Annotated in this window: 25 protein-coding genes and 3 riboswitches; of the genes, 8 read left to right on the top strand and 17 right to left on the bottom strand. The window is 39.8% G+C overall.

Translation table 11 applies throughout. The features are described 5' to 3' along the window. Nucleotides 1-831, top strand: coding sequence for a MetQ/NlpA family ABC transporter substrate-binding protein (locus QLQ22_RS22115; protein ID WP_223438095.1), 831 nt, complete (start codon nucleotides 1-3; stop codon nucleotides 829-831). Nucleotides 832-850: 19 nt separating this feature from the next. Then, nucleotides 851-2,056 (top strand): M20 family metallopeptidase, encoded by a 1,206-nt coding sequence (locus QLQ22_RS22110; protein WP_223438094.1) that lies wholly within the window; start codon nucleotides 851-853, stop codon nucleotides 2,054-2,056. 31 nt (nucleotides 2,057-2,087) lie between these two features. Here QLQ22_RS22110 and QLQ22_RS22105 read toward each other — a convergent pair whose 3' ends face one another. From QLQ22_RS22105 to QLQ22_RS22050, 12 genes are all read right to left on the bottom strand, one after another. Beyond that, nucleotides 2,088-2,942 carry an oxidoreductase gene (locus tag QLQ22_RS22105; RefSeq protein WP_252207389.1) on the bottom strand — a complete coding sequence of 285 codons (855 nt, stop codon included), beginning with the start codon at nucleotides 2,940-2,942 and terminating at the stop codon, nucleotides 2,088-2,090. A 152-nt stretch (nucleotides 2,943-3,094) separates the two neighbouring features. Beyond that, nucleotides 3,095-4,024 (bottom strand): ROK family protein, encoded by a 930-nt coding sequence (locus QLQ22_RS22100; protein WP_223438092.1) that lies wholly within the window; start codon nucleotides 4,022-4,024, stop codon nucleotides 3,095-3,097. Beyond that, the gene (locus QLQ22_RS22095) at nucleotides 4,002-4,970 is read right to left on the bottom strand and encodes a 1-phosphofructokinase family hexose kinase (protein WP_223438091.1); all 969 of its coding nucleotides are present in this window, start codon (nucleotides 4,968-4,970) and stop codon (nucleotides 4,002-4,004) included. The genes QLQ22_RS22100 and QLQ22_RS22095 overlap by 23 nt, the downstream gene beginning before the upstream one ends. 7 nt (nucleotides 4,971-4,977) lie before the next feature. Then, nucleotides 4,978-5,829 carry a tagatose bisphosphate family class II aldolase gene (locus QLQ22_RS22090; RefSeq protein WP_223438090.1) on the bottom strand — a complete coding sequence of 284 codons (852 nt, stop codon included), beginning with the start codon at nucleotides 5,827-5,829 and terminating at the stop codon, nucleotides 4,978-4,980. A gap of 26 nt (nucleotides 5,830-5,855) precedes the next feature. Continuing rightward, a complete protein-coding gene (locus tag QLQ22_RS22085; protein ID WP_223438089.1) occupies nucleotides 5,856-7,046 on the bottom strand; it encodes an SIS domain-containing protein in 1,191 nt (396 codons plus the stop codon). A gap of 52 nt (nucleotides 7,047-7,098) precedes the next feature. Further along, nucleotides 7,099-8,190, bottom strand: coding sequence for a DUF3472 domain-containing protein (locus QLQ22_RS22080; protein WP_284015561.1), 1,092 nt, complete (start codon nucleotides 8,188-8,190; stop codon nucleotides 7,099-7,101). Continuing rightward, a complete protein-coding gene (locus QLQ22_RS22075) occupies nucleotides 8,187-8,828 on the bottom strand; it encodes a YesL family protein (RefSeq protein WP_223438087.1) in 642 nt (213 codons plus the stop codon). The genes QLQ22_RS22080 and QLQ22_RS22075 overlap by 4 nt, the downstream gene beginning before the upstream one ends. Before the next feature lie 70 nt (nucleotides 8,829-8,898). Then, nucleotides 8,899-10,506: an extracellular solute-binding protein gene (locus QLQ22_RS22070; protein ID WP_284015560.1), complete on the bottom strand. Its 1,608-nt coding sequence runs from the start codon at nucleotides 10,504-10,506 to the stop codon at nucleotides 8,899-8,901. A gap of 17 nt (nucleotides 10,507-10,523) precedes the next feature. Further along, entirely contained in the window at nucleotides 10,524-11,405 is an 882-nt protein-coding gene (locus QLQ22_RS22065) for a carbohydrate ABC transporter permease (protein ID WP_223438085.1), read from the bottom strand. A 12-nt stretch (nucleotides 11,406-11,417) separates the two neighbouring features. Next, nucleotides 11,418-12,389 (bottom strand): ABC transporter permease, encoded by a 972-nt coding sequence (locus QLQ22_RS22060; protein ID WP_223438084.1) that lies wholly within the window; start codon nucleotides 12,387-12,389, stop codon nucleotides 11,418-11,420. Between the two features lie 30 nt (nucleotides 12,390-12,419). After that, nucleotides 12,420-13,577 (bottom strand): Gfo/Idh/MocA family protein, encoded by a 1,158-nt coding sequence (locus tag QLQ22_RS22055; RefSeq protein ID WP_284015559.1) that lies wholly within the window; start codon nucleotides 13,575-13,577, stop codon nucleotides 12,420-12,422. A 144-nt stretch (nucleotides 13,578-13,721) separates the two neighbouring features. Further along, nucleotides 13,722-14,789, bottom strand: a complete 1,068-nt coding sequence (locus QLQ22_RS22050; protein WP_223438082.1) for a LacI family DNA-binding transcriptional regulator — start codon at nucleotides 14,787-14,789, stop codon at nucleotides 13,722-13,724. 246 nt (nucleotides 14,790-15,035) lie between these two features. On the opposite strand from QLQ22_RS22050, the gene QLQ22_RS22045 reads away from it, so the two are divergent. Both QLQ22_RS22045 and QLQ22_RS22040 read left to right on the top strand, forming a co-directional pair. Then, nucleotides 15,036-15,542 (top strand): RNA polymerase sigma factor, encoded by a 507-nt coding sequence (locus QLQ22_RS22045; protein WP_223438081.1) that lies wholly within the window; start codon nucleotides 15,036-15,038, stop codon nucleotides 15,540-15,542. Then, nucleotides 15,532-16,095: a hypothetical protein gene (locus QLQ22_RS22040; protein ID WP_223438080.1), complete on the top strand. Its 564-nt coding sequence runs from the start codon at nucleotides 15,532-15,534 to the stop codon at nucleotides 16,093-16,095. Before QLQ22_RS22045 ends, QLQ22_RS22040 begins: the two co-directional genes overlap by 11 nt. A 54-nt stretch (nucleotides 16,096-16,149) precedes the next feature. Here QLQ22_RS22040 and QLQ22_RS22035 read toward each other — a convergent pair whose 3' ends face one another. From QLQ22_RS22035 to QLQ22_RS22020, 4 genes are all read right to left on the bottom strand, one after another. Continuing rightward, on the bottom strand, nucleotides 16,150-17,058 hold the full coding sequence (locus QLQ22_RS22035; RefSeq protein ID WP_284015558.1) for an EamA family transporter: 909 nt from the start codon (nucleotides 17,056-17,058) through the stop codon (nucleotides 16,150-16,152). Between the two features lie 12 nt (nucleotides 17,059-17,070). Then, nucleotides 17,071-17,385, bottom strand: a complete 315-nt coding sequence (locus tag QLQ22_RS22030) for a DMT family transporter (protein WP_223438078.1) — start codon at nucleotides 17,383-17,385, stop codon at nucleotides 17,071-17,073. Next, nucleotides 17,385-17,723, bottom strand: a complete 339-nt coding sequence (locus tag QLQ22_RS22025; RefSeq protein WP_252207379.1) for a DMT family transporter — start codon at nucleotides 17,721-17,723, stop codon at nucleotides 17,385-17,387. The genes QLQ22_RS22030 and QLQ22_RS22025 overlap by 1 nt, the downstream gene beginning before the upstream one ends. A 129-nt stretch (nucleotides 17,724-17,852) precedes the next feature. After that, nucleotides 17,853-18,455 (bottom strand): TetR/AcrR family transcriptional regulator, encoded by a 603-nt coding sequence (locus QLQ22_RS22020; RefSeq protein ID WP_284015557.1) that lies wholly within the window; start codon nucleotides 18,453-18,455, stop codon nucleotides 17,853-17,855. Nucleotides 18,456-18,636: 181 nt separating this feature from the next. On the opposite strand from QLQ22_RS22020, the gene QLQ22_RS22015 reads away from it, so the two are divergent. Continuing rightward, nucleotides 18,637-19,815 carry a D-alanyl-D-alanine carboxypeptidase family protein gene (locus QLQ22_RS22015; protein ID WP_252207375.1) on the top strand — a complete coding sequence of 393 codons (1,179 nt, stop codon included), beginning with the start codon at nucleotides 18,637-18,639 and terminating at the stop codon, nucleotides 19,813-19,815. A gap of 36 nt (nucleotides 19,816-19,851) precedes the next feature. On the opposite strand, the gene bcaP is transcribed toward QLQ22_RS22015, so the two are convergent. Next, nucleotides 19,852-21,246 (bottom strand): branched-chain amino acid transporter BcaP, encoded by a 1,395-nt coding sequence (gene bcaP, locus QLQ22_RS22010; RefSeq protein WP_252207374.1) that lies wholly within the window; start codon nucleotides 21,244-21,246, stop codon nucleotides 19,852-19,854. A gap of 262 nt (nucleotides 21,247-21,508) precedes the next feature. Between bcaP and gltP the strand changes: the two genes are divergently transcribed. The 3 genes from gltP to kdpA all read left to right on the top strand — a co-directional run bounded on the left by gltP (nucleotide 21,509) and on the right by kdpA (nucleotide 26,007). Then, nucleotides 21,509-22,759, top strand: a complete 1,251-nt coding sequence (gltP, locus tag QLQ22_RS22005; protein WP_223438073.1) for a glutamate/aspartate:proton symporter GltP — start codon at nucleotides 21,509-21,511, stop codon at nucleotides 22,757-22,759. Between the two features lie 329 nt (nucleotides 22,760-23,088). Next, a riboswitch (cyclic di-AMP (ydaO/yuaA leader) is annotated at nucleotides 23,089-23,240 on the top strand. A gap of 33 nt (nucleotides 23,241-23,273) precedes the next feature. Beyond that, nucleotides 23,274-23,433: riboswitch (cyclic di-AMP (ydaO/yuaA leader) on the top strand. Nucleotides 23,434-23,513: 80 nt separating this feature from the next. Next, nucleotides 23,514-23,663, top strand: a riboswitch (cyclic di-AMP (ydaO/yuaA leader). A 529-nt stretch (nucleotides 23,664-24,192) separates the two neighbouring features. Next, nucleotides 24,193-24,312 (top strand): potassium-transporting ATPase subunit F, encoded by a 120-nt coding sequence (locus QLQ22_RS25210; protein ID WP_420828803.1) that lies wholly within the window; start codon nucleotides 24,193-24,195, stop codon nucleotides 24,310-24,312. Between the two features lie 27 nt (nucleotides 24,313-24,339). Next, the gene (gene kdpA / locus QLQ22_RS22000) at nucleotides 24,340-26,007 is read left to right on the top strand and encodes a potassium-transporting ATPase subunit KdpA (RefSeq protein WP_223443691.1); all 1,668 of its coding nucleotides are present in this window, start codon (nucleotides 24,340-24,342) and stop codon (nucleotides 26,005-26,007) included. Nucleotides 26,008-26,014 lie beyond the last annotated feature (7 nt).

Here is a 26,014-nt window from a genome sequence, read left to right as displayed (position 1 = left end):
ATGAAAAAATTTATTATCCTAGCACTTATTCTAGTAGTAGGAGCTCTTGCTGCAGGCTGCGGAAATAAAACAGCAAACGGGAAAGAAGAAGTAAATGTCAAAATTGGCGTAAGCGGATCAGATAACCGCATTTGGGATTTCGTTGCAAAGAAAGCCGAAAAAGAAGGCATCAACATTGAGATTGTCACATTCTCAGATTACGTTCAGCCAAACCTGGCACTGGCAGAAGGTGAGCTTGATGCAAATGCATTCCAGACCATTTCTTATTTTAACGCATTTAAAAAAGAACACGATCTTGATCTATCACCAATCGGTACAACTGTGATTGCTCCACTTGGGCTTTATTCTGATAAATATAAATCTATTAAAGACATTCCCAAAGGCGGAAAGATTGCCGTTCCAAACGAAGCAACCAATATGGGCAGAGCTTTCCTTCTGCTTCAGGATGCAGGCTTGATTGAACTGCCAGAGGACTTTGATGGAAATGGTTCATTGGACAAAATTGTTTCAAATCCGAAAAACTTAGAAATTGTTCCTGTTGTTGCTGGCCAGACACCGCGTGTATTACCGGATGTAGCAGGATCGGTCATTAATAACGGCATTGCTGTAGATGCAGGCTTTAACCCAGTGAAAGACTCAATTTTCCATGAAGATGAAACGGCTACTCCATATATCAACATTATTGCAGCACGTACAGAAGATAAGGACCGCAAAGAACTGAAACGCATTGTTGAGCTTTACCAGGAAGAAGATACAGCTGAATTTATTGAAAAAGAATATGCCGGAAGTACGATTCCTACATTTGTACCTTTAAGCAAAATTGGAGAATAAAATCTAAGGAGGGGTAATCTTGAGTACAGTTGTTGAAACTCTGAAAGAAGCAGCGATTTTAAATATTGATACCAATAAGGAGAAGTATCTTCAAATCAGCCACTCCATTCATGAAAATCCTGAGATCGGCAATGAGGAGTTCTTTGCATCAAAGCTCCTCGCAGATCTTCTTCAATCAGAAGGCTTCAGCGTTGAACGCGGAGTTGCCGGACATGAAACAGCTTTTCTTGCCAGAAAGAAATCTGCATTAAAAAGCGGACCGGTTATCGCTTTTTTAGCTGAATACGACGCATTGCCAGGACTTGGCCATGCATGCGGCCACAACATTATTGGCACAACAAGCACGGCCGCGGCTATTGCACTGAGCAAAGTGATTGATGAAACCGGGGGAGAAGTTGTAGTCCTCGGAACACCGGCTGAAGAAGGAGGTCCTAACGGCAGTGCTAAAGGAAGCTTTGTCAAACATGGTCTGCTTGAAGGGATTGACGCTGCGTTAATGGTGCATCCGGCGAATGCAACGAGAATTACCGGAAATTCACTTGCTGTTGATCCTCTTGACTTTGAGTTCATCGGAAAACCTGCACATGCAGCAGCTGCTCCTCATCATGGCATTAATGCCTTAGATGCAGTCATTCAGCTTTTTAATGGCATTAATGCTTTGCGCCAGCATGTAACAGATGATGTGAAAATTCACGGAATCATTACACATGGCGGTGATGCGCCGAATATCGTGCCGGAATACGCAAAAGCCCGCTTTTATATCAGGGCAGATACACGGAAAAAATGCAGTGAAGCGACTGCACGCGTGAAAGCTATTGCGGAAGGTGCAGCACTTGCAACAGGGGCAAAGCTGAACGTCATCGCTTTTCAAAATGAAGTCGATAATCTGGTTTTAAACCGCACATTTGATGCTGTTTTTAAACAGGAGCTTGAAAGTCTTGGAGAGCATGTTGAGACTGGTGAACGCGACGGATTAGGTTCAACGGACGCCGGCAACATCAGCCAGGCAGTGCCAACGATCCATCCGTATATTAAAATCGGTCCGGATACTTTAATTGGACATACAGTTGAATTCAGGGAAGCAGCTAAATCTGAGCGTGGTGACAAAGCTCTGCTTCTGGGGGCAAAAGGTCTTGCTTTGACTGGATTAAGACTTTTGACAGATGAAGCTTTAATCAATGATATAAAGGAAGAGTTTCAGAATCGCAAGGAGTTAGAGAGCTAGAATGGAAAAGAACCCGTCAAAAAGATGGGTTCTATTTCTTGCTGGGCAGCAGTTTTCCAATGATGATCGATTCCCACATACTCCATGGAAGAATTCTTTTTAAAAATAGAGAAAAACGGACCCCTTTTCCAACCGTGTATCTCAGTTTAACACCAGTCTTTTTTTTACAAAGCTTTACAATGAGTGCAGCAACCTCACCTGGATTTCCAAGTTTTTCTCTTCCCCGTTCAAGCTCATCTTCTATTCCAATCATATATTCATAATACGGAGAACTTGCTTCCATTGAGACAGGTGAAACTCTTTTGCCTGTTGTCCAAATATTTGTAGAAAAAGACCCGGGCTCCACCAAAATAACATCAATGCCGAACGGCTTTACTTCAAGGCGAAGGCTTTCACTGAAGCCTTCAAGAGCATGCTTTGACGAAACATACGGCGACAGTCCCGGAAAACCGATCAATCCGCTTATGCTGCTCATATTGATAATCTTTCCGCTTCTCTGTGACCTCATAAAAGGCAGGACAGCCTGTGTAACGGCAATCACACCAAAAAAGTTCGTTTCAAATTGTTCTCTGTACTCATCAGCTGTAATTTCCTCGCCAAAGCCGCCAAATGCATATCCAGCGTTATTGATGAGAATGTCTATTTTGCTTGTTTCATTCAAAAAATGTTTAAGTGCCTGAATGGAGTCAGATGACGTGACATCAAGCTCAAGCAGTGTCACATTTTCATCAAGGGCATCATCCTGTATGGACTTCATCAGTCCCGCTTTCTTTTCCAGATTTCTCATTGTGGCAATCACGTGATATCCGGCTTTTGCAAGTCCATGTGCTGCAAGCATGCCAAACCCGCTTGAAGCCCCGGTTATAAGCACTGTTTTTTTGGACATTAAATTCCTCCTTAAACAATAAGTAAAGCTGCATATGATATTTTTTCATTATATAGTGTCTTATCGTTTAGGAGTATTGTAATCCAAAGGAAAAATGAAAATTATAGACTAAATGGATACTTAAAAAGCGGAAGCTAAGAGTACAAGACTTTTTACATTCCTTTCATAACGTCCTGCGACAGCACAAGGTAACCGGCTCCTGCCAATCCGGATAAATTGCCCAGCGAAGGTATGTCAATGCGGGTGTAATCTTGGTAAACTTTCATTGCTCTTTTTTTAAACAGGGAGCGAATGCTGCTGATAAAGTGTTCTCCTTGTTCAGAAATACCGCCCCCAATCAATATAATCTCTGGATTAATAGAATGAGCAATATTGACAAGGCCGGTTACAACGTATTCTAAATATTGCTCATAAACAGAAACAGCAATGGAATCTCTTTTTCTAACCAATTCCATAATGGTTTCCCCAGAAATCTTGTTTGGATAAGGGGCAATGTTGGCAGCATGACAGTATTGACTGATAAAAGCAGAGGTTGAAGCATACCTTTCGTAACAGCCCTTCATTCCGCAAGGACATGGTTCACCGTTAATGGAAATGATCATATGTCCAAATTCTCCTGCTAAACCGTGTTCTCCTTCAACCAGTTTTCCATTGGCAATAATTCCGCTTCCAATGCCTGTCCCAAGGGTAATCATGACGATATGATCTGACTTTTTTGCAATCCCTTTCCATCTCTCTCCAAGGCAGGCAGCTCTAACATCATTTTCAAGAAGAACGGAAAGATCTGTAGCATTCTCCACCTCTCTGACAATCTCAAATCCACTGTAGTCTGGAATATTTGCTGAAACTAGTATTCTGCCATTTTTTTTATCAACAATCCCACAGGAAGAAATTCCGATTCCTTCTATTAAATGAGTTTCCTTAGATTTATTTGCAATAGACTGAATAAGCAGCACAATTTCACTTCGTATGTTCGCTTTAGGGGTTGGGGTCTTGCCGAAATCATAAACCTTTCCTTCTTCATCAATAACGGCATGTTTTATAAAAGTTCCCCCGACATCAAAACAAATCGCCTTTCTCATAATCTAGTCCTTTCTCCGGGAAGATCTGTTCAACTTGTATTTTTTGATAAAGCTCCATGACAGTTGATTCTTTGATAAATCCAGTCTTTTCTTCGGCAGCATTGGCAGTTCCGCATGCACATGCAAACCGAAGGAGGTCTCCCGGATGCAAATGAAGCTGCATTCCAAAGGCAGCACCTGCCAGCATGCTATCGCCGGATCCTACTGGATTTTTAATCTCGATGGAAGGGAGGACGGCCTTCCAGACTCCTTTCTCAGATGCCAGAATGGCACCGTCGGAACCTAAAGATACTAACGTGTAACAGACACCTTTTTCGCATAATGATAGGGCCCCTTTAATTGCTTCCTCCACCGATAATTGCTTTCTCTTTAATAATTGCGAAAGCTCCTGCAAGTTCGGTTTAATTAAAAAGGGAGAGGCTTCAATTCCGTACTTAAGGCTTTCTCCGCTTGAATCAAGGAGCATACGCTTTTTCTCTAGCTTGATTATCTCACCAAGTGTTCGGTAAAAATCAGCTGGAACCCCTTTAGGAAGGCTTCCTGAAAGGATAATTAAGGAAGCCTCTTTCACTTTTGCCCTGAAAAGATCAATAAAATTTTTCATTTCACTCTCGGAAATCTCTGGACCAGCCTCTAAAACTTCTGTCTGACTGCAGCTGGAAAGAATAGCAATACAAGTTCTTGTTTCTTCTTTAATCTCCTGAAAATGATAGGGGATTGAGCTGCAGTCCAATTCAGACTGAATCCACTCACCTTGCTTACCGCCTGAAAATCCTGTTATGAATAACGGTTTATATCCAAGCAGAGAGAGGACCCTTGCAGCATTCAGCCCTTTTCCGCCTGCAGTTTTTTCTTTCAATACTGGACGATTAATGTTTCCGGGCTGGAATTCTGGCACTGAGTAGCGAATATCAACAGCGGGGTTTAAGGATACAACTAAAATCATAATTGTCCTAAACCCGGTTATAACTGCCGCACATTTTAATTTTGTTTTCGACAACCTGCTTTAAGGCATTAATGCCATCTGAAAAATATTCCCGTGGATCATTTGCATTGGGATGCTTTTGGAGATAATCTTTGAGTCCGCTTGAATAAGCAATTTTCAGTTCAGTAGCAATATTGACCTTGCATATTCCCATTTCTATGGTCCTTTGTACCGTTTCACTTGAAAGACCGGAGGCACCATGAAGAACCAAAGGAATATGTATCTCTTTTCTTATCTCCCTTAGTCTATCGAAATCAAGTTTTGGATTGCCTTTGTATAAGCCATGAGCTGTTCCGATGGCTACGGCTAATGAGTCTATGCCTGTTCTTTCAACGAATTCTCTAGCTTGAAGCGGATTCGTATAGATGCCGTCATTTTCATCAACATGCAGATCATCTTCCATACCCGTTAATCTTCCAAGCTCAGCTTCGACTGATGCACCAAAGCGGGAGGCGAATTTCACAACATCTCTTACAGTTTCTACGTTTTCTTCAAACGGCTTATGGGAGGCGTCGATCATGACAGATCTTGCACCCAATTCAATTAATCTCTCAATATCTCTCAAGTCTTCGTGATGATCAAGATGAAGAGAGACAGGAATATCATGTTTTCGATTAGCTGTCTCTGCAATTTGCAGCAAGTAGTCTGCACCCATGTATCGTATTGTGCCTGGGGTGGCTGCCAGCATAACAGGAGATCTTAACTCATCTGCCTTTTCCACGACAGCTTTTATTGTTTCAAGGTTATGAATATTAAAAGCTGGTACAGCGTATCCCTTTTCTTGAGCGTCTTTTAATAGTGATTCAGTAGAAATGAGCATCTTTCTGCCTCCTGACATCTATCTTACTATTTCGAAAATTTATGGTGAGGGTAAATGCGGACCCCCTTGACAACACGGTTAACTTTTCCATCAAGACTTGGATTATCGGGTTTCAGTCCTACAGATATGGATTTGTATAACGCAAGGATTTGAGCAATTATGATGTATGGAAAGGATAATATAATATCTTCTTCTTGATTTTCGACATGTGTTATAAGAAAGTGATCACAATAGGAGCGTGCTGCATCATCCTCCTGTGAAGATATGACAATGACCGTCCCCTTCTTTGGATCTAAGAAAAGTTCTTTTAAAATATCTAAATCATAGTTTCTTGTATAAGAATTAGATGAAAGAAAAAGAATGACAGCTGAATTCTCATCGTAAAAGGTTTTTGGACCGTGTCTGAATCCAAGGGAAGTATCATACATGCAAGGGATGGTCCCGCCTGTAAGCTCCAAAAATTTAAGCGAAGCTTCACATGCCAAACCTTTGAACACTCCTGATCCAAGATAGATAAGCTTTTTGAAAGGCTGCTCTGTTATAGCTTTTAATGAATTTTTATGCTGCTGCAAAACATGAGCGGCAGACACACTAAGAGCTTCGATTGTTTTTTCGGTATAGCGGCCGAAGTAATGCTGAAAAAGAAGAAGACAGGAGAGCATCATCGTTGTAAAACTGCTGGTCATCGCGAACCCCTTGTCATTTGCCTCCTCAGGCATCAATAAAATATAGCTCCTGGAATGGCTGCCTTCCTGATTAGCTAATTCTCCATTTTTATTGCATGTGATAATAATATGGTAAGCATTTTGAACAAGCTGGTTAACCAGCTGTACAGCGGCATAACTTTCGGGACTATCCCCCGACCGGGCAAATGAAATCAATAAAACCGGAAAATCTCTTTCTAAATGATAATATGGATTCGATACGATATCCGTGGTAGGAATACTTTCTAAATCAAATTTTGAGTCTTGTGAAATCATTTTAAGATAAGGCAGGAGTGTATCTCCTATAAAAGCAGAAGTTCCAGCTCCGGTAAAAATGATTTTGATTCGATCATGTCTGCTTTGAATGTTATCCAAAAACAAAGTGATTTGATCAATTTGCTGTTGGATTATTTCAGCTGCTTCTGCCCATAATTTGGGCTGCTGAATAATTTCTTTCGATGTATATAGGGCGCCTGCACTTGCAAGTTCTTCTTTTGAGCTTAATAAATTCATTGCTATCATCCTCTTATAAAGATGTTTTTGTTTATAGAGCTGAGCTTCAATTTTACTGCTTTTGGATTATTTGTTTTGTTATTGTTTTTTGCTGGCCAAAAATATCCGTAATTTTTAGTTCAGCGTTATATGTTTTCTTTTTATCTAATGAGGCTGTCAATATTTCTGAATTAGACCTTGTATCGATACTCGTCACTGATGCTGCTTGTGTATGATTTTCAGTTTCGACAATTGTGATTTCATATTCAAATTGCGGAGAACTGGATTCTTTCAGGTGCCAGTTTATATGCACTTTTTTATTTTTAGTTATGGCTTTAACAGAATCGATTTCGATATCATCAAGTTCTGGTTCTGCTGGCTGGCTGATCGTTAAAGTCGTCGGATTGGCAAGGTTGGGAATGGTTGTGCCGCCGGATTGATACCAAAAGTATTCATCGGTTGCACCTCCTGCCCAATTTGTATTCGAACTATTAGTTGACATTGTCTGCTTATCCCAGGAATTCCACGTTCCAGCAAGTGATCGATTGTAGCCGTTCTTTGTGCGTCCACCTCTTGCGTTCTCTGCAGTACCGGCCCAATCTTCTTGGAAAAGAGTGAATCGTCCGCCAAAATTCACATCTTTAACGGGATAGGCGACTTCTGTGATGAGGGTCCATTTATCAGAGCTGACATCTTTTACCCATTGCCCAAAATGAGTGCCATCCTGCATATCCCATCGCTTGACAACCATTCGATACCATTTTGATAGATCCCATTCATATGGTGTCATTACCTTTAATCCTGTTCCTTCTCCGCCAAAACGCTCAACTTTAGCATCAGGGTGAGAATATAAGGAAACAATGGGAGCTTGAACGGCCATTGGATCCCATAATGCAAAATGTACGGTCCGGTTGGCCCAAGCCCGCTCGTCCTGCTGCTGAAATCCTGCATATCCGCCGCCCTCTGCACCTTGATTCCAGTTTTGAGTGGCCCAATAGGTATAAGGCGCAGTAATAGTTGGTGACCAATCACTCATGACGATATCAGACTCAACACTCTTTAGAGGTCCTAAATAAACGTTATCAGCAGATGCTGCATGAGATAACGAGGGAGATGCTAACAGGGCTGATACTGTAAGCCCTATAGCCAAAAATGTTCCTTTCATTTCTTTTCCTCATTTCTGAAAGTGATTTTTTGATTCCGTTCAAAGGCTTTTAGAGCAAGCTTCATGATGAGGAAGACAGAGATGCTGATTGAAAAAAAAGGAAATAAACCAGGAACGATAAGAAGAATCATGTACAGTACGGATAACCCTAAAATCATTAAGATTGTATAAAGAGGATTGGACAGACCAATCAGAAAAGCTGCACTCAAAACGTTCCGAATAGGCAGTTCAAAATGTACATATATTGGAATCCAATAGAATAAGAGAATGACCCACATCATTCCAATCATGCACATAATCGAAAGAAGTATGAGATGCGGTATTCCATCGGTGATTTGAAGCAGCTGAAAGTTTAGCCAAAGAAGCAAAGTGATGAGGGTTAATAGAAAACCCATAGCATTCGATTTCACAAACTCTTTTTTCACAGCTCTCCAATACTCGCTGAATATGTTCATATCATGATCTTTGTAAAGAATCATTTTTCTAATAACTGTAAAGAGTCCTACAGTAGAAGGAAAGATTCCGAATACAATGAAGCCGCCTGCTGTAAATATAATCCACAGAAGATTTAAATAGGCTGCTAACATAATCTTTTCACAGAGCCTATAGCTTCCCAAAATAAGCATTCTTGCAGTCATCATTTCACCCAGTTTCTTTGAAGAAATTCAGGTAACCTATAAGGAAGTTCATAGGTTACCAAGTATGCCATTATTTCTTGTAATTCTTATAGCCGGATTCATAAATCTCCATGTAGCGGTCTAAGTTCATTTGTTTGAGGGTCTGAACATAATCCTCCCATTTCGATAATGATGTTTTTCCGGAGATAAAGCTTGCTGTCATTTCATCTACATATGTCGTTATATCAGTTGAAATGGTTGACAGCTCTTCTTGTTCTTCTGGGCTGAAGTTAAATGCAGGCCAAATGTCTTCTTGTTTAAGGGCGTAAGGTTCAGATTTCAGTGCATTTTCTTTTGTTGCAGGCTTACCTTCTGCTCCTTTAAAGTATTTTTCTTTAACAATTCCAGGGTAATACCCGCCCGGCCATGTAAGATATTCGCTCAATGCCTGATCCAAATTTAAGCCATCAGGGTTTTTTGTCATATTCTCAGTGTATTCAAACTCTCCATTTTTCTCTTCGTATGTCACACCTTCAAATCCCATAAAGAACATCTTTGTTCCTTCATCCCCGTAAAAGTGATCAATCCACCTAATCGTTGCTTCTGGATTTTTGTTCTTGTCCGTGATGACGAACATTCCGATATTTCCAAGCGGTGAACCCATTGATGTAAGCATTTGATCACCTTTAGGTCCTTTGAGCACAGGTGTTCCGACATAACCTTTTAACTGGTAAATCGTCTCAGGATCGAGTCCGTTGATGACACCGAAGGCTCCATCTGAAGCTTTGGCAGTAAATGCTTGTGGATCAGCTGTGAAAATCTCTTTATCTATTAATCCGTCTTTATAGAGTTTATGAAGGTACTCCAGCATTTCTTTATATTCATCTGACGCAGGAGTGAACCTGAGGTTATTGCTTCCAGGTGCTAAATCAATATATGCATTGGCAGATCCATGATTATTAAGACCGAAAGACCCTTTAATAAATCCGATAGCTTCTCCAATTCCATATGCCCCGGACCATGGAATTTCGTCAGCTTTTCCATTGCCATTAGGATCCTCTGCTTTAAAAGCTTTGAGAACTTTATGAAAGTCATCTAAATTTTGAGGCTCCTCCAGGCCTAATTTTTCCAGCCAATTCTTATTGATCCATGGTGTTCCCAAGTGCAGACCTTTAAATTCTGGATCATAGATAGTAGGAAACCCATAAATGCTTCCATCAGGCATAGTAATCCCTTTTGCAACCACAGGATTTTCTTCCATAATCTTTTTAAAATTAGGAGCATACTGATCAATTAAGTCGTTTAGTTTAAGCAATACACCCTGCTGCCCATATTTAATCAAATCTGCTTTTGGAAGTGCAGATGAGAATAGGACATCCGGATATTCACCGCTTGCAAGAAGAAGGTTTCTTTTTTCTTTTAAACTATCAACTTGTACCGTTTCCCAATCTATTTCAACATTGCTCATCTTTGCATATTCTTCCCATAACTTAAGTTTATTCCAGTCTTGAGAGGCAAAAAATTTCCCTGCAAATCCTGTTAATTCTATTTTCTCATCTGCGATCGGCATACCGGTCTTATTGACTTTGACAGCAGATTCGCTCTTTTCTTTAGAAGCTTCCTCATTCGTACAGCCGCTCAAAATGGAAAATGCAAGAACACCTGATAAAAATCCATATCTCCATTTATTGCTCTTCATTAACATAACCCCCTTTATTATCCTTTTATGGCTCCGATCATAAACCCTTTAACAAAGTATCTTTGCAGGAAAGGGTACAAGAGCATCATTGGTATATTTGATACAACCAGTACAGCATATTTTAGCCCTTCAACACTTAACTGCTGCTTTACAAATGATTCCGAAGTCGCTTTGACCATTTCATCCGTTTGACTCTGAATCAGAATTTCCCTCAAAATTAACTGGAGAGGGAAGAGCTCCCGGTCCTGCAAGTAAATCAAGGCGTTGAAGTAAGAATTCCAGTGGCCAACAGCATAAAATAACACCATTACTGCAATGACAGGCATAGATAATGGCAAAACGATCTTAATTAGAATCTGTATATTGCTGCAGCCGTCAATCATTGCCGACTCTTGCAGTTCAATCGGAATGGTGGTCTGGAAAAAAGTACGCATAATAATGATGTTCCAGATTGCTACTGCATTAGGAATAACCATTACCCAAAAAGTATCCAGCATTCCGAGTTCCTTAATTAATAGATAGGAAGGAATTAATCCTCCACTAAAAAACATAGTAAACACAAAGAATCCCATAATAAGGTTTCTGCCCATGAAGTCCTTTCTTGATAGGGGAAAGGCGGCCATTGTTGTCATCACGACGTTAATGGCAGTTCCAACCGCTGTATACTTTATCGTGTTCCAAAAACCGTTTAGGATATCTTCATTCATAAATACTTTTTTATAGGCATCGAAGTTAATATCCTTCGGAAGGAGCCACATTTCTCCTCTTAAGACATAGAGGGGATCACTCACCGATGCACTGAGGACAAAGTATAAAGGGTACAGCACAAGCAGTGTAATTATGGCAAGTAATAGATAGTTCACGATGTTGAAGACTTTATCTGATGAACTGTTTGTCATATCCCTCATCTCCTACCAAAGACTAGTTTCGTTGATCTTTTTAGCAAATGAGTTAACGACGATCAACATAATGAAATTAATAACGGAGTTAAATAATCCGACTGCTGCTGAAAAACTATATTGGGCATCTAAAATCCCGGCACGATATACAAATGTTGAAATAACGTCAGAAGTAGACATGTTCAGACTATTTTGCATTAAGAATACTTTTTCAAAGCCTACGGCCATAATAGAGCCGGCACTTAGGATAAACATAATAACGATTGTTGGAAATATGGTCGGAACATTAATATGCCAGATTCTCTGAATCCTAGTTGCTCCATCTATGATGGCTGCTTCATGAAGCTGATAATCTATAGAGGCTAAAGCAGCAAGATAGATGATCGAACTCCAGCCCATCGTTTGCCAGACATCAGAAAAAACATAAAGCGATTTAAATAAGCTAGGCTCAGTAATAAAATAAATAGGTTCACCGCCAAATAAGATAATGATTTGATTGACCAGCCCATCAGGCTTCAGGAACAACAGCAGCATTCCGACTACGACAACGGTTGACAGAAAATGAGGAGCATAAATGACAGTTTGGACGAAGCGTTTGTACTTTTCATGCTTTACCTCGTTAAGCATGAGCGCAATAATAATTGGAATAGGGAAAGATAATGCTAACGTATATAAACCGATTCCAAGTGTATTTTTAATTAAGCGCCAAAAATAATAGCTATCAAAAAATCGTTCAAAATGTTTAAGGCCAACCCATGGACTTCCTGATATTCCGTTTACAGGGAAAAAGTCTTTGAATGCAATTTGTACTCCATACATTGGAATGTAGTGAAAGATAATAAAATAAAGTATGACAGGTGAAATCAGCAAATACAGATCCCAGTTTTTCCTGAAGGATATTCGAAATGCAGATAATTTTGTATGTGAGGTCTTAGAGGCTGTACGTGTGTTTGTGTATTTTTCAGGTTTATGTTCAATTTTCAAAAATACCATCCCTTTCAGCTATACTGATGTTTAAAATGCTTTCGGAATAGTTGTGGGGATTGGTTTAATCTTTACAATGTGTCCGCCCGAACGGATCGATTCAGTTGCTGCACATCCGACAGCTACACTCATTCGGCCAGCAAGAGGTGTTGTTAAAGGCTGCTTGCCTTTAAGCACTAAATCTACAAAATCTCTGCATATATTTGGATCGGCTCCGCCATGACTGCCCTCTGCTTTTTTTATTTCATAGGTAGTATCAGAGAATTCTCTCCATGAGTTTGAACGACGCGACTTTACATATATTTTTCCTTCCAGCTCTGAATTTTCGATTCGGCCTTCCGTGCCAATGAATGTGTAATTCCGCTGATAATCAGGGGTGAAATGACATTGCAGGTAAGAAGCCTTAATGCCACCCTCCAACTCCATTATGACCACATTATTATCCTCAACATTTACCTCTTCTCTGAAAGCGCATTCAATTAGTGTGTGGGGACTGGCTTCAGTACATGTATCCCGTTCATTGCACGATGGGCAAGTTAAATCATTTGGCTTGTCCCCGCCATAAAAATCCAAGCCTCCAAATGCTGATACTTTTTGTGTGTAACTTCCGGTAATCCAATGAATGATATCAATATCATGCGAACCTTTTTGTAAAAGAAGAGATGTCGTATTCTTAGATTTTGCATGCCAATCATGGAAATAGAAGTAGCCGCCATATCCTACAAAATGCCGGACCCATACAGCTTTTATTTTTCCGATGACACCGGAATCAACAATTCCTTTCATCGTTCTGTACATATTCATATATCTCATGTTAAAACCAACCATTAAATGCTTGCCTGATTTCTCTGCAGCTTCTATAATCCGGTCACAGCCTTCCACTGTTATAGCTAAAGGTTTTTCACAATACACATGCTTTCCAGCCTGAAGGGAAGCGATTGCGTGTTCCTCGTGCAAATAATCAGGTGACGTCACGGCAATAGCATCAATATCATCTCTTTGCAGCAATTCTTTATAATCTTGCGTAATAAAAGCTTCGGCATTTATCTTTTCCTGAAATTCTTTTAATTTTGAATAAGAAATATCTGCTGCGGCGACTACGATTGAATCACCATCTGGCTTGTGCCAGTATTTTGCAATCCCGCTTCTTAATCCTGCTCCAATTAAAGCAATTCTTACTTGTTTCATTTCCTAATGTCTCCTCTCGAAATATCAAATGAAAAAAACCTCCTTCAATGAAAACAGATCACCTCCTTAAATTGAATTTTCCCCAAATACGGAAAACGTTTTCCTACTGTGCAAAATAAATGCTTCAATTTAACTCATAAAATTTTAAAGATGCTTCAAGTTAGATTTATTTTCCGATGATTCCCTGGCAATTAACTGATATGGCAGCAAAGTCACGACTGGGAGATCCATCCGTTCCTCTATTTGATTTAAAAGTACATTTACTGCAGCTTTTCCAATTTCATATTTTGGAATATGAATAGTTGATAAAGGGGGATTAGAATATAAAGACATTTCAATGTTATCAATCCCGATAAATGCAACATCCTCTGGGATCTGCAGTTTATTTTCATAAACAGCCCTCATCGCAGCGATGGCCATTGTGTCACTTGCACAAAACATGGCAGTTGGCTTAGAATCAAGGTTTAAAATTTTCTTCATGCCGCTATAACTTAATGAAGGAGTCCATTGGGCATTTACAATCCAATCTGATTCAAGTTCGAGTCCAAATTCATGCAGTGCTTTCACATAGCCTTTATATCTCTCTTCATCAGAAAGATTCACATAGTCAGCACCTGTTCCGCCTCCAATAAATCCGATCTTTTCATGACCTTGTTCAATTAAGTGCTTAATGGCTGCTCTGCATGCAGACTGTCTGTCATAGTCCACCAATGATACATCTAAGCGATCCGTGTGGGCAGTTTCTAAAGCGACGATGCAGGATATCTGATTTTTAATGAAAGACAAGACATTTTCCTCAAAGTTTCCGAAAAGGATTATGCCATCCAATGTATCAGAGTTGATAGTTCTGTAAAAATCAGTTTCCTCAATTTTTTTGTCGAATGAATCAATATAGATTAAGCTGTATTTATGTTCTGTAAGAGTCTTGCTTATTCCATTAAATATAGGTGAATAATACGGATCATATCTTTCTATTAGATGAGGATGCTGGACTAAACAGCCAATCTGCATTGTTTTTTTCTTTTCAGTTTTTTTCTGTGAGGCTAAGTTCCTGGCATTTTGGTTTGGCTTATATCCATAGTCTTTCACGGCATCCCAAACTTTTCTTTTCGTTTCAGGGTGAATATTTCTTGATAGATCGTTATTGATTACTCTGGAAACAGTTGAAATTGATACTCCAACATGCTCCGCAATTTCTTTTAATGTTGTCATAATATACTCCTTACATTTATCCAAACGCTTTCCTATAAATTAATAGTTTTCCGGAAAAAAGTCAATATTTTCTGAAAAATAAAACAAATATAGTTCTACAGTCTTATATTTATGTTACCCGAATTTTAATCTTAAATAAAAGATGGAATAGATCAATTCTGAAAAAACTGATTTTTTTCCATTTAAGTGAGAGAATTAAGATAAGTAACCGTCTAATTAAGTAAAGAGTTCAAACGGGGTGGATAAATGAACGAACACCACAGAGAAATTGAGCGGATGTTTAAGCTGTTCGGAGATGATCTTTATCACTTTTTGGTTTATTACAAAGGATCACACGATGTGGAGGATGATGTCCAGGAAGTTTTTTTCAGGGCTTTAAAAAGCCATTTTCACGGTGATTCCCATCCGAAAACATGGCTGATCAGCATTGCCAGAAGACTTGTCATTGATCAGCGCCGGAAGAAACGGCTTCTTTCTTGGCTGCCAAATCAAGAGCGGCAAAAAAGTCCGGATGATATTTTGATGGAACATGAAAATGTAAGGGAAGTCTACAGAGCAATAGATGAACTGAAAACAGAGTACAGAGATGTTGTCATGCTGAGAGTCATCTCTGAGCTTTCCGTGGAAGAAACCTCAGAAGTCCTGGGCTGGACAAGGGAAAAAGTCAGCCGCACTTACTACCGGGCATTGAAGAAACTAAATCAGAACAGGCAAGATGCTATTAAAGAAGGAGGGGCCAAACTTGAATCCTGAAAACCTTCAGTTTCCGAAAAAAACATTATCATCCGAACAGCGGGAGAAAATCAGCAAGGCTCTCTCCAAAAGGCGGTCAGGATTTTCCCTTGCCGTGATACACCGAGTATTTCAGCTTTCTGTAACAATGATCCTTTTAATCGGAGTCGGCATCTTTTCTCTCTTTTTTGTAAATGGTGAAAAAGGGGAAGATACACGGAATGGGCAATTAAACTACAGTATACAGCTTCCAGATGGAATCAAAACAGAAAGAAATGGAGATAGCCTGATTTTTAAACAAGGAGAAAAGACTGTAGGAGGGGCAGTCCCCAGTACACTTGAGGAAAAGCAAAGCCTTGAAAGCCGGCCGGGGATTTTTGAAAGAAAAGTAATAAACGAATTAAAGTATCCATCAGAAAGAATACTCGAGCATGTTAAAACAATGACTGCCACACAAACCTATCACTATTACGTTCAGACTGATGAAAAAGAATGGATAAGAGTGTACTTTCATACACCTTATATAACAGAGAAACAAGCTGAAGATGCTATGCGTACTTTTTCAGCTGAGTAAGCTTATATCTGGATGCTAAAAAGAGGGTGAACGTTTAATCGTTCACTCTCTTTGTCAAGAAGATATGCTATCCTTCTCAAGCTGCTTATGTTTTAAAAAATGATAAAGCTGCGGTGTTACAATTCCAATTAAAATCATGGCGATTCCGGCTGTCTGCAGGATTGTTACCTGCTCTTTTAAAATAAGAACCGAGCAGAGAATGGCCATTGGCAATTCTGCAGCTCCTAAAATCGTTGCAATGCCTGAACCGATCTTCGGCGTTCCGATTGAAAACAATACAACGGGTATGAATACGCCGAAAAAGCCCAGCAGCAAAGCGTAAATCCATAATCCTGACTGCATGGAGCCATTTGTCAGAAAATCAGGGGAAAAGACGATTAGTAAAAAGAGTGCAGCACCCAATGACATAAACAGACTTCGATTTAAAGACGGCAGCTCAATTGCTACTTTTCCGCTTGCAAAGATAAATAGTGAAAATGAAACAGCTGATAAAAGTCCCCAGATGATTCCGGGATCACTCAGGCTAAAAGCATCATGACCAAAAATGTTTCCCGCCAGAAATGTGCCTATTAAGAGAATGCCTCCAGCGAGTATTTTGTCAGGACCCGGCAGCTTTTTCACAGCTATTGCCTCAATGACGATTCCAATCCAGGTAAACTGAAATAAGAGGATAATCGCAATCGAGGCGGGAATCGTTTCAAGAGATTTTCCGTAAAAAATACCAGTCAGACTGGTAGTGGTTCCTGTAATCATTAAGATGAGCGCCTGCTTAAAAGAAACTTTTCTTCTTGAGAAAAGAGTCACACAGATGAGAAACATGATAAAGCCAAACAAGTATTGGCTTCCGATCACTTCGTTCACTGTAAATCCATGCATGAAGGCAATTTTAATAATGGTAGAAATAACCCCGTAACTGCATGCGCCGACCAAGACAAGGAATGAGTATTTAAATAATTGGCTCACAATGATAACTCCTTATGAAACAAGCTTCAATCCTACTGTAGCTGAGATGATCATACTAATAAAAAGGATTCTTTTCCAGCTGCTTGAATCTCCGTAAAATAAAATGCCCACAAGCGCGCTGCCCGCAGATCCAATTCCTGTCCAGACAGAATATGCCGTTCCAAGCGAAATGGTTTGAAGAGATTGATTTAATAGAAGAAAACTGATGGAAAAGCCTGCAATCATAATCAGCAAGGGAACAATTCCTTTTGAATCTTTCATTTTGTTGATTCCGATGACACCGACAACTTCAAATAGGCCTGCTGCTATCAGTAAAATCCAGTCCATTAGTGCACAGCCTCCTCTTTTTTATCATTAGACAATGTTTTTAAGCCAATAACTCCAGCGACTAATACGAGAATTAACAGTATTTTGATGAGCTGAAATGGCTCGTTAAAGAAGAGAATTTCCGAAATAACGGTTCCTGCAGCGCCAAGTCCTGTAAAGACTGCGTAAACGGTACTCACTGGCAGTCTTTTAGTCGCTCCGATCAGTAAATAAAAACTTACACATATCGTAATAATTGTAATAAGCCATTCATACCAGCTGTCTGAGTATTTTAATCCAGCCACCCAGATAACTTCAATGAAACCGGCTAAGAAAACCTTTATCCAGTCACGATTCATGATGTTCTTCCTTTCTTTAATTATTGGATGGGACACAATTTTGCTTATTGGCAGCAAGCGCAAATGCCAAACTCCTTGGTCAGAACGGATCCGCCAAAAAAGTCAAACCCGGACTTTTCCGCAGGATTCTTATCTGCCTTTCGGAGCTGACCAAGGCTCTTCCGTGTTTCTAAGTGTTATCCCGTTCCAGTAAACGTTAAAGCAGCCATCCAATCTCTTTTTAAATCTTTCAGCACCGCCATAGAGAATCTCAACCAGAACAGCATCAACAAGTCCCATATAGGCAATTACTGCATCTGATTGGTTTATTGTTATAGCTTTCTGGTCATTAAATATATCCGTCAGCAGCTCTTCAAAAGTATCCAGATAGGTGTACACTTTCTTCATCACTTCATCGTAAAGATGTGCTGGCGGCAAAAAGCTGATCCGCAGCATGAACTTTGTTTTATCATCCTTTTCATAGCGGTTGATATACTCTGACAAGTATTGATAGAGCGCTTCTTTTAATGATGCGGAATTTGAGAAAACAAAGTAGTTTTTAATATACTCAATTTCTTTTTCCTGCACCTCAGCCATGACAGTAAGAAACAGTTCATCCTTGCTTTTAAAATGAGTGTAAATAGATTGTTTCTTGATGCCGACTTCATTCGCTATTGCTGCTAAAGATGCACCTTCATATCCGTGTGCGGCAAAATTGCGTATCGCGGCTTCTTTTATTTGTTCAGATGTCATTTCTTCACCTTCCTGACGTTCGTCAGTTTTATTATAAATCCGGTGCTTCATAAAGTCAAATGAAAGAATATACGACTATTTCTATTTCTTTACATTGTCATGCTTGATTAGTAGCTGTTATGCTTGTATATGGACTGAATAGAGAATAATAATCTTAACTACTATACAGGAGATTTTTTTTATGATAAAAGCACCTTTGATTCTTTTAGTATTCATCTTTTCTTTCGGATTATTTTCGTTTAAAGCATACGCTGAGGAACTCTCTATAAAAGAACCCGATATTCAAAGTGAATCAGCTGTATTGATTGATGCGAAGTCAGGTCAGATTCTGTACTCAAAAGACAGTGATGCGATTATGTATCCAGCGAGTGTAACGAAGATGGCTACAGCTATTTATGCGATTGAAAAAGGAAATATGGAAGATATTGTGACGATAAGCAAAAATGCCAGAAGTGTTGATGGAACAAGGGTATACCTTGAAGAAGGAGAGCAGGTTCCCTTGAAAAAGCTCATCCAGGGATTGATGATTAATTCCGGGAATGATGCAGGTGTAGCAATTGCTGAACATATCAGCGGAGATACCGAGACCTTTTCTGAGGAAATGACAGCTTTTTTAAAGTCGAAGGTAGGACTTCTGCACACCAATTTTACTAACCCGCACGGTCTGTTTGATCCTGAACATGTAACGACCGCTGAAGACCTTGCAAAGTTAACTCAGTACGCTTCACAAAATGAATTATTTAGAGAAATTTTTTCAACAGAAGAATTAAAGTGGGACGGGGAAACGTGGGATACTACGCTTCATAATCACCATAAGCTTCTTAAAGTAACGCCGTATGACGGGATGATCGGCGGGAAAAACGGCTATGTGAGCGAATCGGGGTTTACTTTATCCACTCTTGCTGAAAGAGAGAATATCAGCCTGATTGCGATTGTCCTTAATGCTAAAACAGACCGGATTTCATATAAAGATACCGTGAAATTATTAGATTATGGCTTTAATCATTTTACATCAGAATTTATTGCAGAGGATACAGCCTTTGAAGATCAGAGCGGCCAGGAGTTTACACTGAGTGAACCGCTGTATTATGCCAAAAAATTAAATGAAAGCATCTCTGAAGAAGTTGATTTAGATGGAATGCTTGCGGTTGAAGGCGAGGATGGCAGGAAAATTGCTTCCCATAAACTAAAACCTGTTATTGCTGATGCAGGCAATGTTGTGAAAGGAACTGTTTCAGATGTACAACCATCGCTGGGTCAAAGCATCTTGCATGATCACTTGAAATTTATCGTCATGTCTTCATTTGCAATTGTTTTGCTTCTTGTTGGCTACTTCTTTAGGCAAGTAAGAAGATTATAAAAAAATCCTTTCTCCAACACAGGAGAAAGGATTTTTTTATTTCTCTAAACGGCCAAGATTGCTGTTCTTTCTGGCGTATACAAAATAGATGACCGTGCCGATCCCGATCCAGATGAAGAAAGAGATCCACGTAATAGCTGGTAAACTTATCATGAGATAAATGCAGAACAGTGCGCTGATTGCCGGCAATACCGGAACAAAAGGCACTTTAAAGGCACGTTCCAGATTTGGATGTGTTTTTCTTAAAACAATAACAGCGACTGAAATCAGCGTAAATGCTGCAAGTGTTCCCATATTCACAAGATGTGCGAGCGTAGTTAAATCAACAAAACCTGCGATCGCTGCTGCAACGAAACCTGTAATCCATGTATTTTGGAATGGTGTTTTAAAAGATGGATGTACTTTTGATAACCGTTTTGGAAGCAGCCCATCTCTGCTCATTGCAAATGATATTCTGACCTGTGCATACATCATAACAAGAAGTACAGTTGTAATTCCGGCAATTGCTCCAACTGAAATCAAACCAGCAAGAGAATTCTGTCCTACAAATTGAAGAGCAAAAGAAACAGGGTCTGCGACGTTTAACTGAGTATATGGAACCATCCCTGTCAAAATAAGCGAGACGATAATGTACAGTACAGTACAAACAGTCAATGAAGCAATAATTCCGATTGGCACATCCCGCTGCGGTCTTTTTACTTCCTCAGCAGCAGTTGCTACTGCATCAAATCCAATATAGGCAAAAAAGACTGTAGCTGCACCTGTTACAATGCCATCAAATCCAAATGGTACAAATGGGGTCCAGTTATCAGGTTTAACATACCAGACGCCTGCAACAATAAATATCAGGATTACAGCAAGTTTAACAAATACCATAATGTTATTTACCCGTGTGCTTTCCTTAATTCCCTTTGATAGGAGAGCGGTTATGAGCAGAATAACAATCACTGCAGGCAAATCAATAAATCCGCCTTTTCCTGCCCCTGGTGCTGAAGTAATGACATCCGGCAGTTCAACTCCAAATCCTGCAATAAGGGATTGAAAGTATGCGGACCATCCAGTGGCAACTGCCGAGGTTGCAAGAAGATATTCAAGCATTAAATCCCAGCCAATAAGGAAAGCAAACAGCTCACCAAGAGTTGCATATGTGTAAGTATACACGCTGCCAGAGATCGGAACAGAAGAAGCAAATTCCGCATAGCAAAAGGCTGCGAGTGCACAGGCAATTCCAGATAAAATAAACGATAAAATGAGAGCCGGACCTGCAGTTTCTGCCGCAACGACACCGGTTAGTACAAAAATACCAGTTCCTACAATTGCACCAATCCCAAGCAGTGTTAAATCAAATGCACCCATAGTACGGGCAAGTGATTTTTGCTGACTTTGTGCAAGTAAATCTGTAATAGACTTTTTTCTGAACAATGAACTCATATAATCCTCCATTATTTTAGTCCTATCTTAGAAGTGAACATTTTGTAGTATATTGTCGAATTGATAGAATGTCAACAATTTTTAGAATATTTCTTTGATTCAAATGGAATAAACTTATGGAAATTAATGTTATTGTTAAATAATCAAATTTGATATAATATAAAAAAATGTGATTCATGGTAAATGATAAGATGGTTTAGTTCTAACTATTTTCAATAGACCATTTTATTTTCATAAATAACAAACATAAGGGGTGGATTGAATGAAAAAATTAGGCCTTGCATGGCAGATTTTTATCGGGTTAGTTTTGGGTATTGCACTCGGTGCTATTTTTTACGGTAACCCAACAATCGAAAATTATTTACAGCCAATAGGTGATATTTTTATACGTTTGATTAAAATGATTGTTATTCCGATTGTTATTTCAAGTCTCATTGTTGGCGTAGCAAGCGTCGGCGATACAAAAAAGCTTGGAAAAATCGGCGGGAAAACCATTTTATATTTTGAAATTATTACAACGATTGCAATTGTAGTCGGTTTAGTTGCTGCAAACCTATTTACTCCGGGTGCTGGAGTAGATATGAACAAGTTGGAGAAAACGGATATCAATAGCTATGTGGATACAGCTGAGGATGTAGAATCACATGGTTTTGCTGATACATTTGTTAATATTGTACCAAGCAACATATTTGAATCTTTTGTTCAAGGGGACATGCTTCCAATTATTTTCTTCTCCGTATTATTCGGTCTTGGAATTGCTGCAATTGGAGAAAAGGGAAAACCTGTTCTTGCGTTTTTCCAGGGAACGGCTGAAACCATGTTCTATGTAACAAATCTAATTATGAAATTCGCTCCATTTGGTGTTTTTGCATTAATTGGTATAACTGTATCTAAGTTTGGATTAGAATCGCTGATACCACTTGGTAAATTAGTTATTCTAGTATATGGAACAATGATTTTCTTTATTGTTGTAGTTTTAGGGCTAGTTGCGAAAATGGTTGGTGTTAATCTATTTAACATTATCCGTCTGCTGAAGGATGAGCTGCTTCTTGCTTATTCTACCGCAAGCTCTGAGACAGTTTTACCAAAAATCATGGAGAAAATGGAGAAATTCGGCTGTCCGAAAGCCATTACATCATTTGTTATTCCGACAGGGTATTCTTTTAACCTGGACGGTTCGACACTTTATCAGGCTCTGGCTGCTGTATTTATCGCTCAAATGTATGGGATTGACCTGTCGATCTCTCAACAGATCTCCTTACTTTTAGTGTTAATGGTAACCTCTAAAGGGATTGCCGGTGTACCGGGCGTATCATTCGTTGTGCTTCTCGCTACATTGGGTACGGTAGGAATTCCGGTTGAAGGATTGGCCTTTATCGCAGGTATTGACCGTATTTTGGATATGGCAAGAACCGCTGTAAACGTGGTAGGGAACTCACTGGCTGCAGTTGTGATCTCTAAGTGGGAAGGCGAGTTTGACGAAGAAAAGAATAAAGAGCATATTGCTGCATAAAAGAGAGCCCGATTCTATCTGAATCGGGCTTTTTTTTTTATGTATATCATAATGTTATTTCTAATTTTTTTGATTTTAATAATATGTTTTCCCTATGAAAATCTTAATAGTTTGACTGCATTTATAAAGCGAAATGGTTTTTATGTAATCTTTGGAAAAAATCAATCATTATTTCTGATTGATATGTATTCAGAAGGAAAATGATGAATTAGTTAGTAAGGGTCATATTTCCTTTGAAATTTGCAAAGATATAAGGGTATTTACTTGTTTTTTGAGAAATTTCGTGCTTTTTAAGTTCTTTACAAGTTTCAGCCACAGGAGTAATATTACTCTCATAATCGCTTAATCCTGATAAGGAGCGGGGGACCCACATAGGTGTGATGAAGGCACTTTGGGGTGAATCGACGCAGAAAGTGCAAGAGGGGCAACTCTTAGGCCCTAACCCGGCAGCTAACCTCGTAAGCGTCATAAGAGAAGGGACGGTGCACGATCAAACGATTTTTAAAAATAGAATTCCTATTAATCGCTTAATCCTAAATTAGGAGCGGGGGACCCAAGATTTTGTGACTAAGTGTCACTAGGGGTGAGTCCATTTGAATGTTCAAGTGGTAGGGCTACTCTCAAAGATGCCCGAATCCGACAGCTAACTTCGTAAGCGTTCTGAGAGAGGATACCTTTGTGGAGAACACTGGGTTTATGCCTCAGTGTTCTTTTGTGTGCATTTTTAGTGTAAATGAATTGAATATTTTTTTAAAAAACCTAATCGCTTAATTTCTTAAGGAAATCGGGGGACCCAATCTTTTGTGATTTCTATCACTAGGGGGTGAGTCCATTGAAAAAATGGTAGGGCTACTCTCATAGCCCGAATCCGACAGCTAACCCCGAAAGCGTTGTGAGGGAAAATCAAAATCGCAGTGATTCATCACGTTTCTTTAGTGATGCCAAAAGCCGCGGAAGAGATCCCTCTTCCGCGGCTTTTTATGTTAGCGAAAGGAAGAGAATGCAATGCTCACATGGCTATTAAGGGTTTGAATGCCCGGATGGTATTTGCCCGGAAGAATTATCACCTGCATTTTATAACGGGTAATTATCGTGTGCAGAGTCATTTGCAAAAAAAGAGGATATAAAGACATTTATTTTAATAGACAAAATGCTCATTTTCTAATCATACACCAGCAAATTACACGAGCTTTACAGCACGTGGACATGATAGCCGATACTAGTGCTTGGCTTCATGCGATTGTTCACGTTCCCGGTCACAGTTATTACAAAAAACGCAAGGTGCCCGACAAAACTTAATGCATGGATTGGAGCTAACAAAACAGGTTTTTGCGATTTTTTCTTCAGTAAGAACAAGGGGGAACGACGATGCTTGACAGTATAATGATCATCTCATTTACAGCACTTACACTTGCCATGGCCGGGTTTGTTAAATGGTCTGGAGAGCTTGTGAAAGAAGGAAGGGAAGAGAAATGATGATTGTCTTAATGGGCGGCATCGCTGCTGTCACGATTTATTTATTGTATGCGTTAGTAAATCCAGAAAAATTTTAACTTGCGGAGGGAAAGACGTTGAGCGTAATATCCATCATTTCTATCATTCTTACTTTGACGATGGCTGTGCTTCTGGCAAAGCCGATGGGCTACTATATAGCCCGGGCCTTTACTTATCAATCTACTAAACTGGATGCCGTGTTTGGCCCGGTGGAAAATGCTGTTTATAAAGTCAGCGGATTAAAACAGCAAAACCAAAGCTTCAGGCAATATGCAATGGCACTATTATTTTCGAACATTTTTATGATTTTTCTTGTCTATCTCGTCTTTCGTTTTCAAGGCATTCTGCCGCTGAATCCAAGCGGCATAGCAGGGATGGAGCCCACCCTTGCTTTTAATACAGCAATCAGCTTCATGACAAACACGAATCTTCAGCATTACAGCGGAGAAAGCGGATTATCCTATATGTCTCAGATGATCGCCATTACGTTTATGATGTTCGTGGCTCCTGCAACTGCATTTGCGGCTGCAATTGCGTTAATAAGAGGACTCGCAGGGAATCCGCTTGGAAACTTCTTTGTAGATTTAATAAGATCAATTACACGTGTGCTTTTACCGATTGCTTTTATTACTGCACTGATATTCGTCTTTCTTGGGGTTCCGCAAACACTTGATTCAAGTGTCACGGCCACAACGGTGGAAGGAGCCGAGCAAACGATCGCAAGAGGACCTGTTGCATCGTTTTTATCAATTAAGGAAGTTGGAAACAATGGCGGGGGGTTCTTCGGAGTAAACTCAGCACATCCGTTTGAAAACCCAAATGCGATGAGCAACCTCCTGCAAATTCTATTGATGCTTTTAATTCCGGCAGCTCTTCCGTTTACCTACGGAAAAATGGTCGGAAATGCTAAACAGGGAAGAATTCTATTCGCGGCGATGGCCATGATTTTCGTTGTCTTTCTTGGAACGGCCCTATTCTCAGAATTTCAGGGGAATCCCAGATTTGCAGAAGCAGGCCTTGAGCAGTCATCCGGCAGTATGGAAGGAAAAGAGGTTCGTTTCGGTACGGTACAGTCAACCCTTTACGCTATTGTAACAACGGCGTCTGAAACAGGGGCAGTCAACACGATGCACGATACGCTTTCGCCAATAACAGGAATGCTTGCTTTATCCAACATGCTGCTGAATACCGTTTTCGGCGGAATTGGCGCAGGGTTCATGAACATTATGATGTATGCGATCATAGCCGTTTTCTTATCAGGGTTAATGGTAGGCCGCACTCCGGAATTCCTTGGCAAGAAAATTGAAGGTAAAGAAATGAAGCTGATCGCTGTGACACTGCTTATTCATCCTTTCTTGATCCTTGCTTCAACAGCTGTTGCTTTATTTACACCGCTTGGATCTGACGGTATATCAAATCCTGGATTTCACGGGCTTTCCCAAGTTCTTTATGAGTACACATCTTCTGCTGCCAATAATGGTTCAGGCTTTGAAGGTCTCGGTGATGCAACACCGTTTTGGAACATCTCAACCGGTATTGTCATGTTTATAGGCAGATATTTTGGAATCATTGCCATGCTTGCTGTTGGAGCATCAATGGCCGCCAAAAAGCTTGTGCCGGAGACGATAGGTACATTCCGTACAGACACTGGCTTGTTTGGAACCATTTTTGTAGGAGCCATATTTATTGTCGGTGCTCTGACATTCTTCCCGGTTTTGGTTCTGGGACCGGTTGCTGAGCTATTAACTTTATAAAAGATAA

The organism is Metabacillus hrfriensis, from assembly GCF_030127205.1.
GTDB classification, from domain to species: domain Bacteria; phylum Bacillota; class Bacilli; order Bacillales; family Bacillaceae; genus Bacillus_P; species Bacillus_P dongyingensis.
This window is presented reverse-complemented; position numbering and strand designations above follow the sequence as displayed.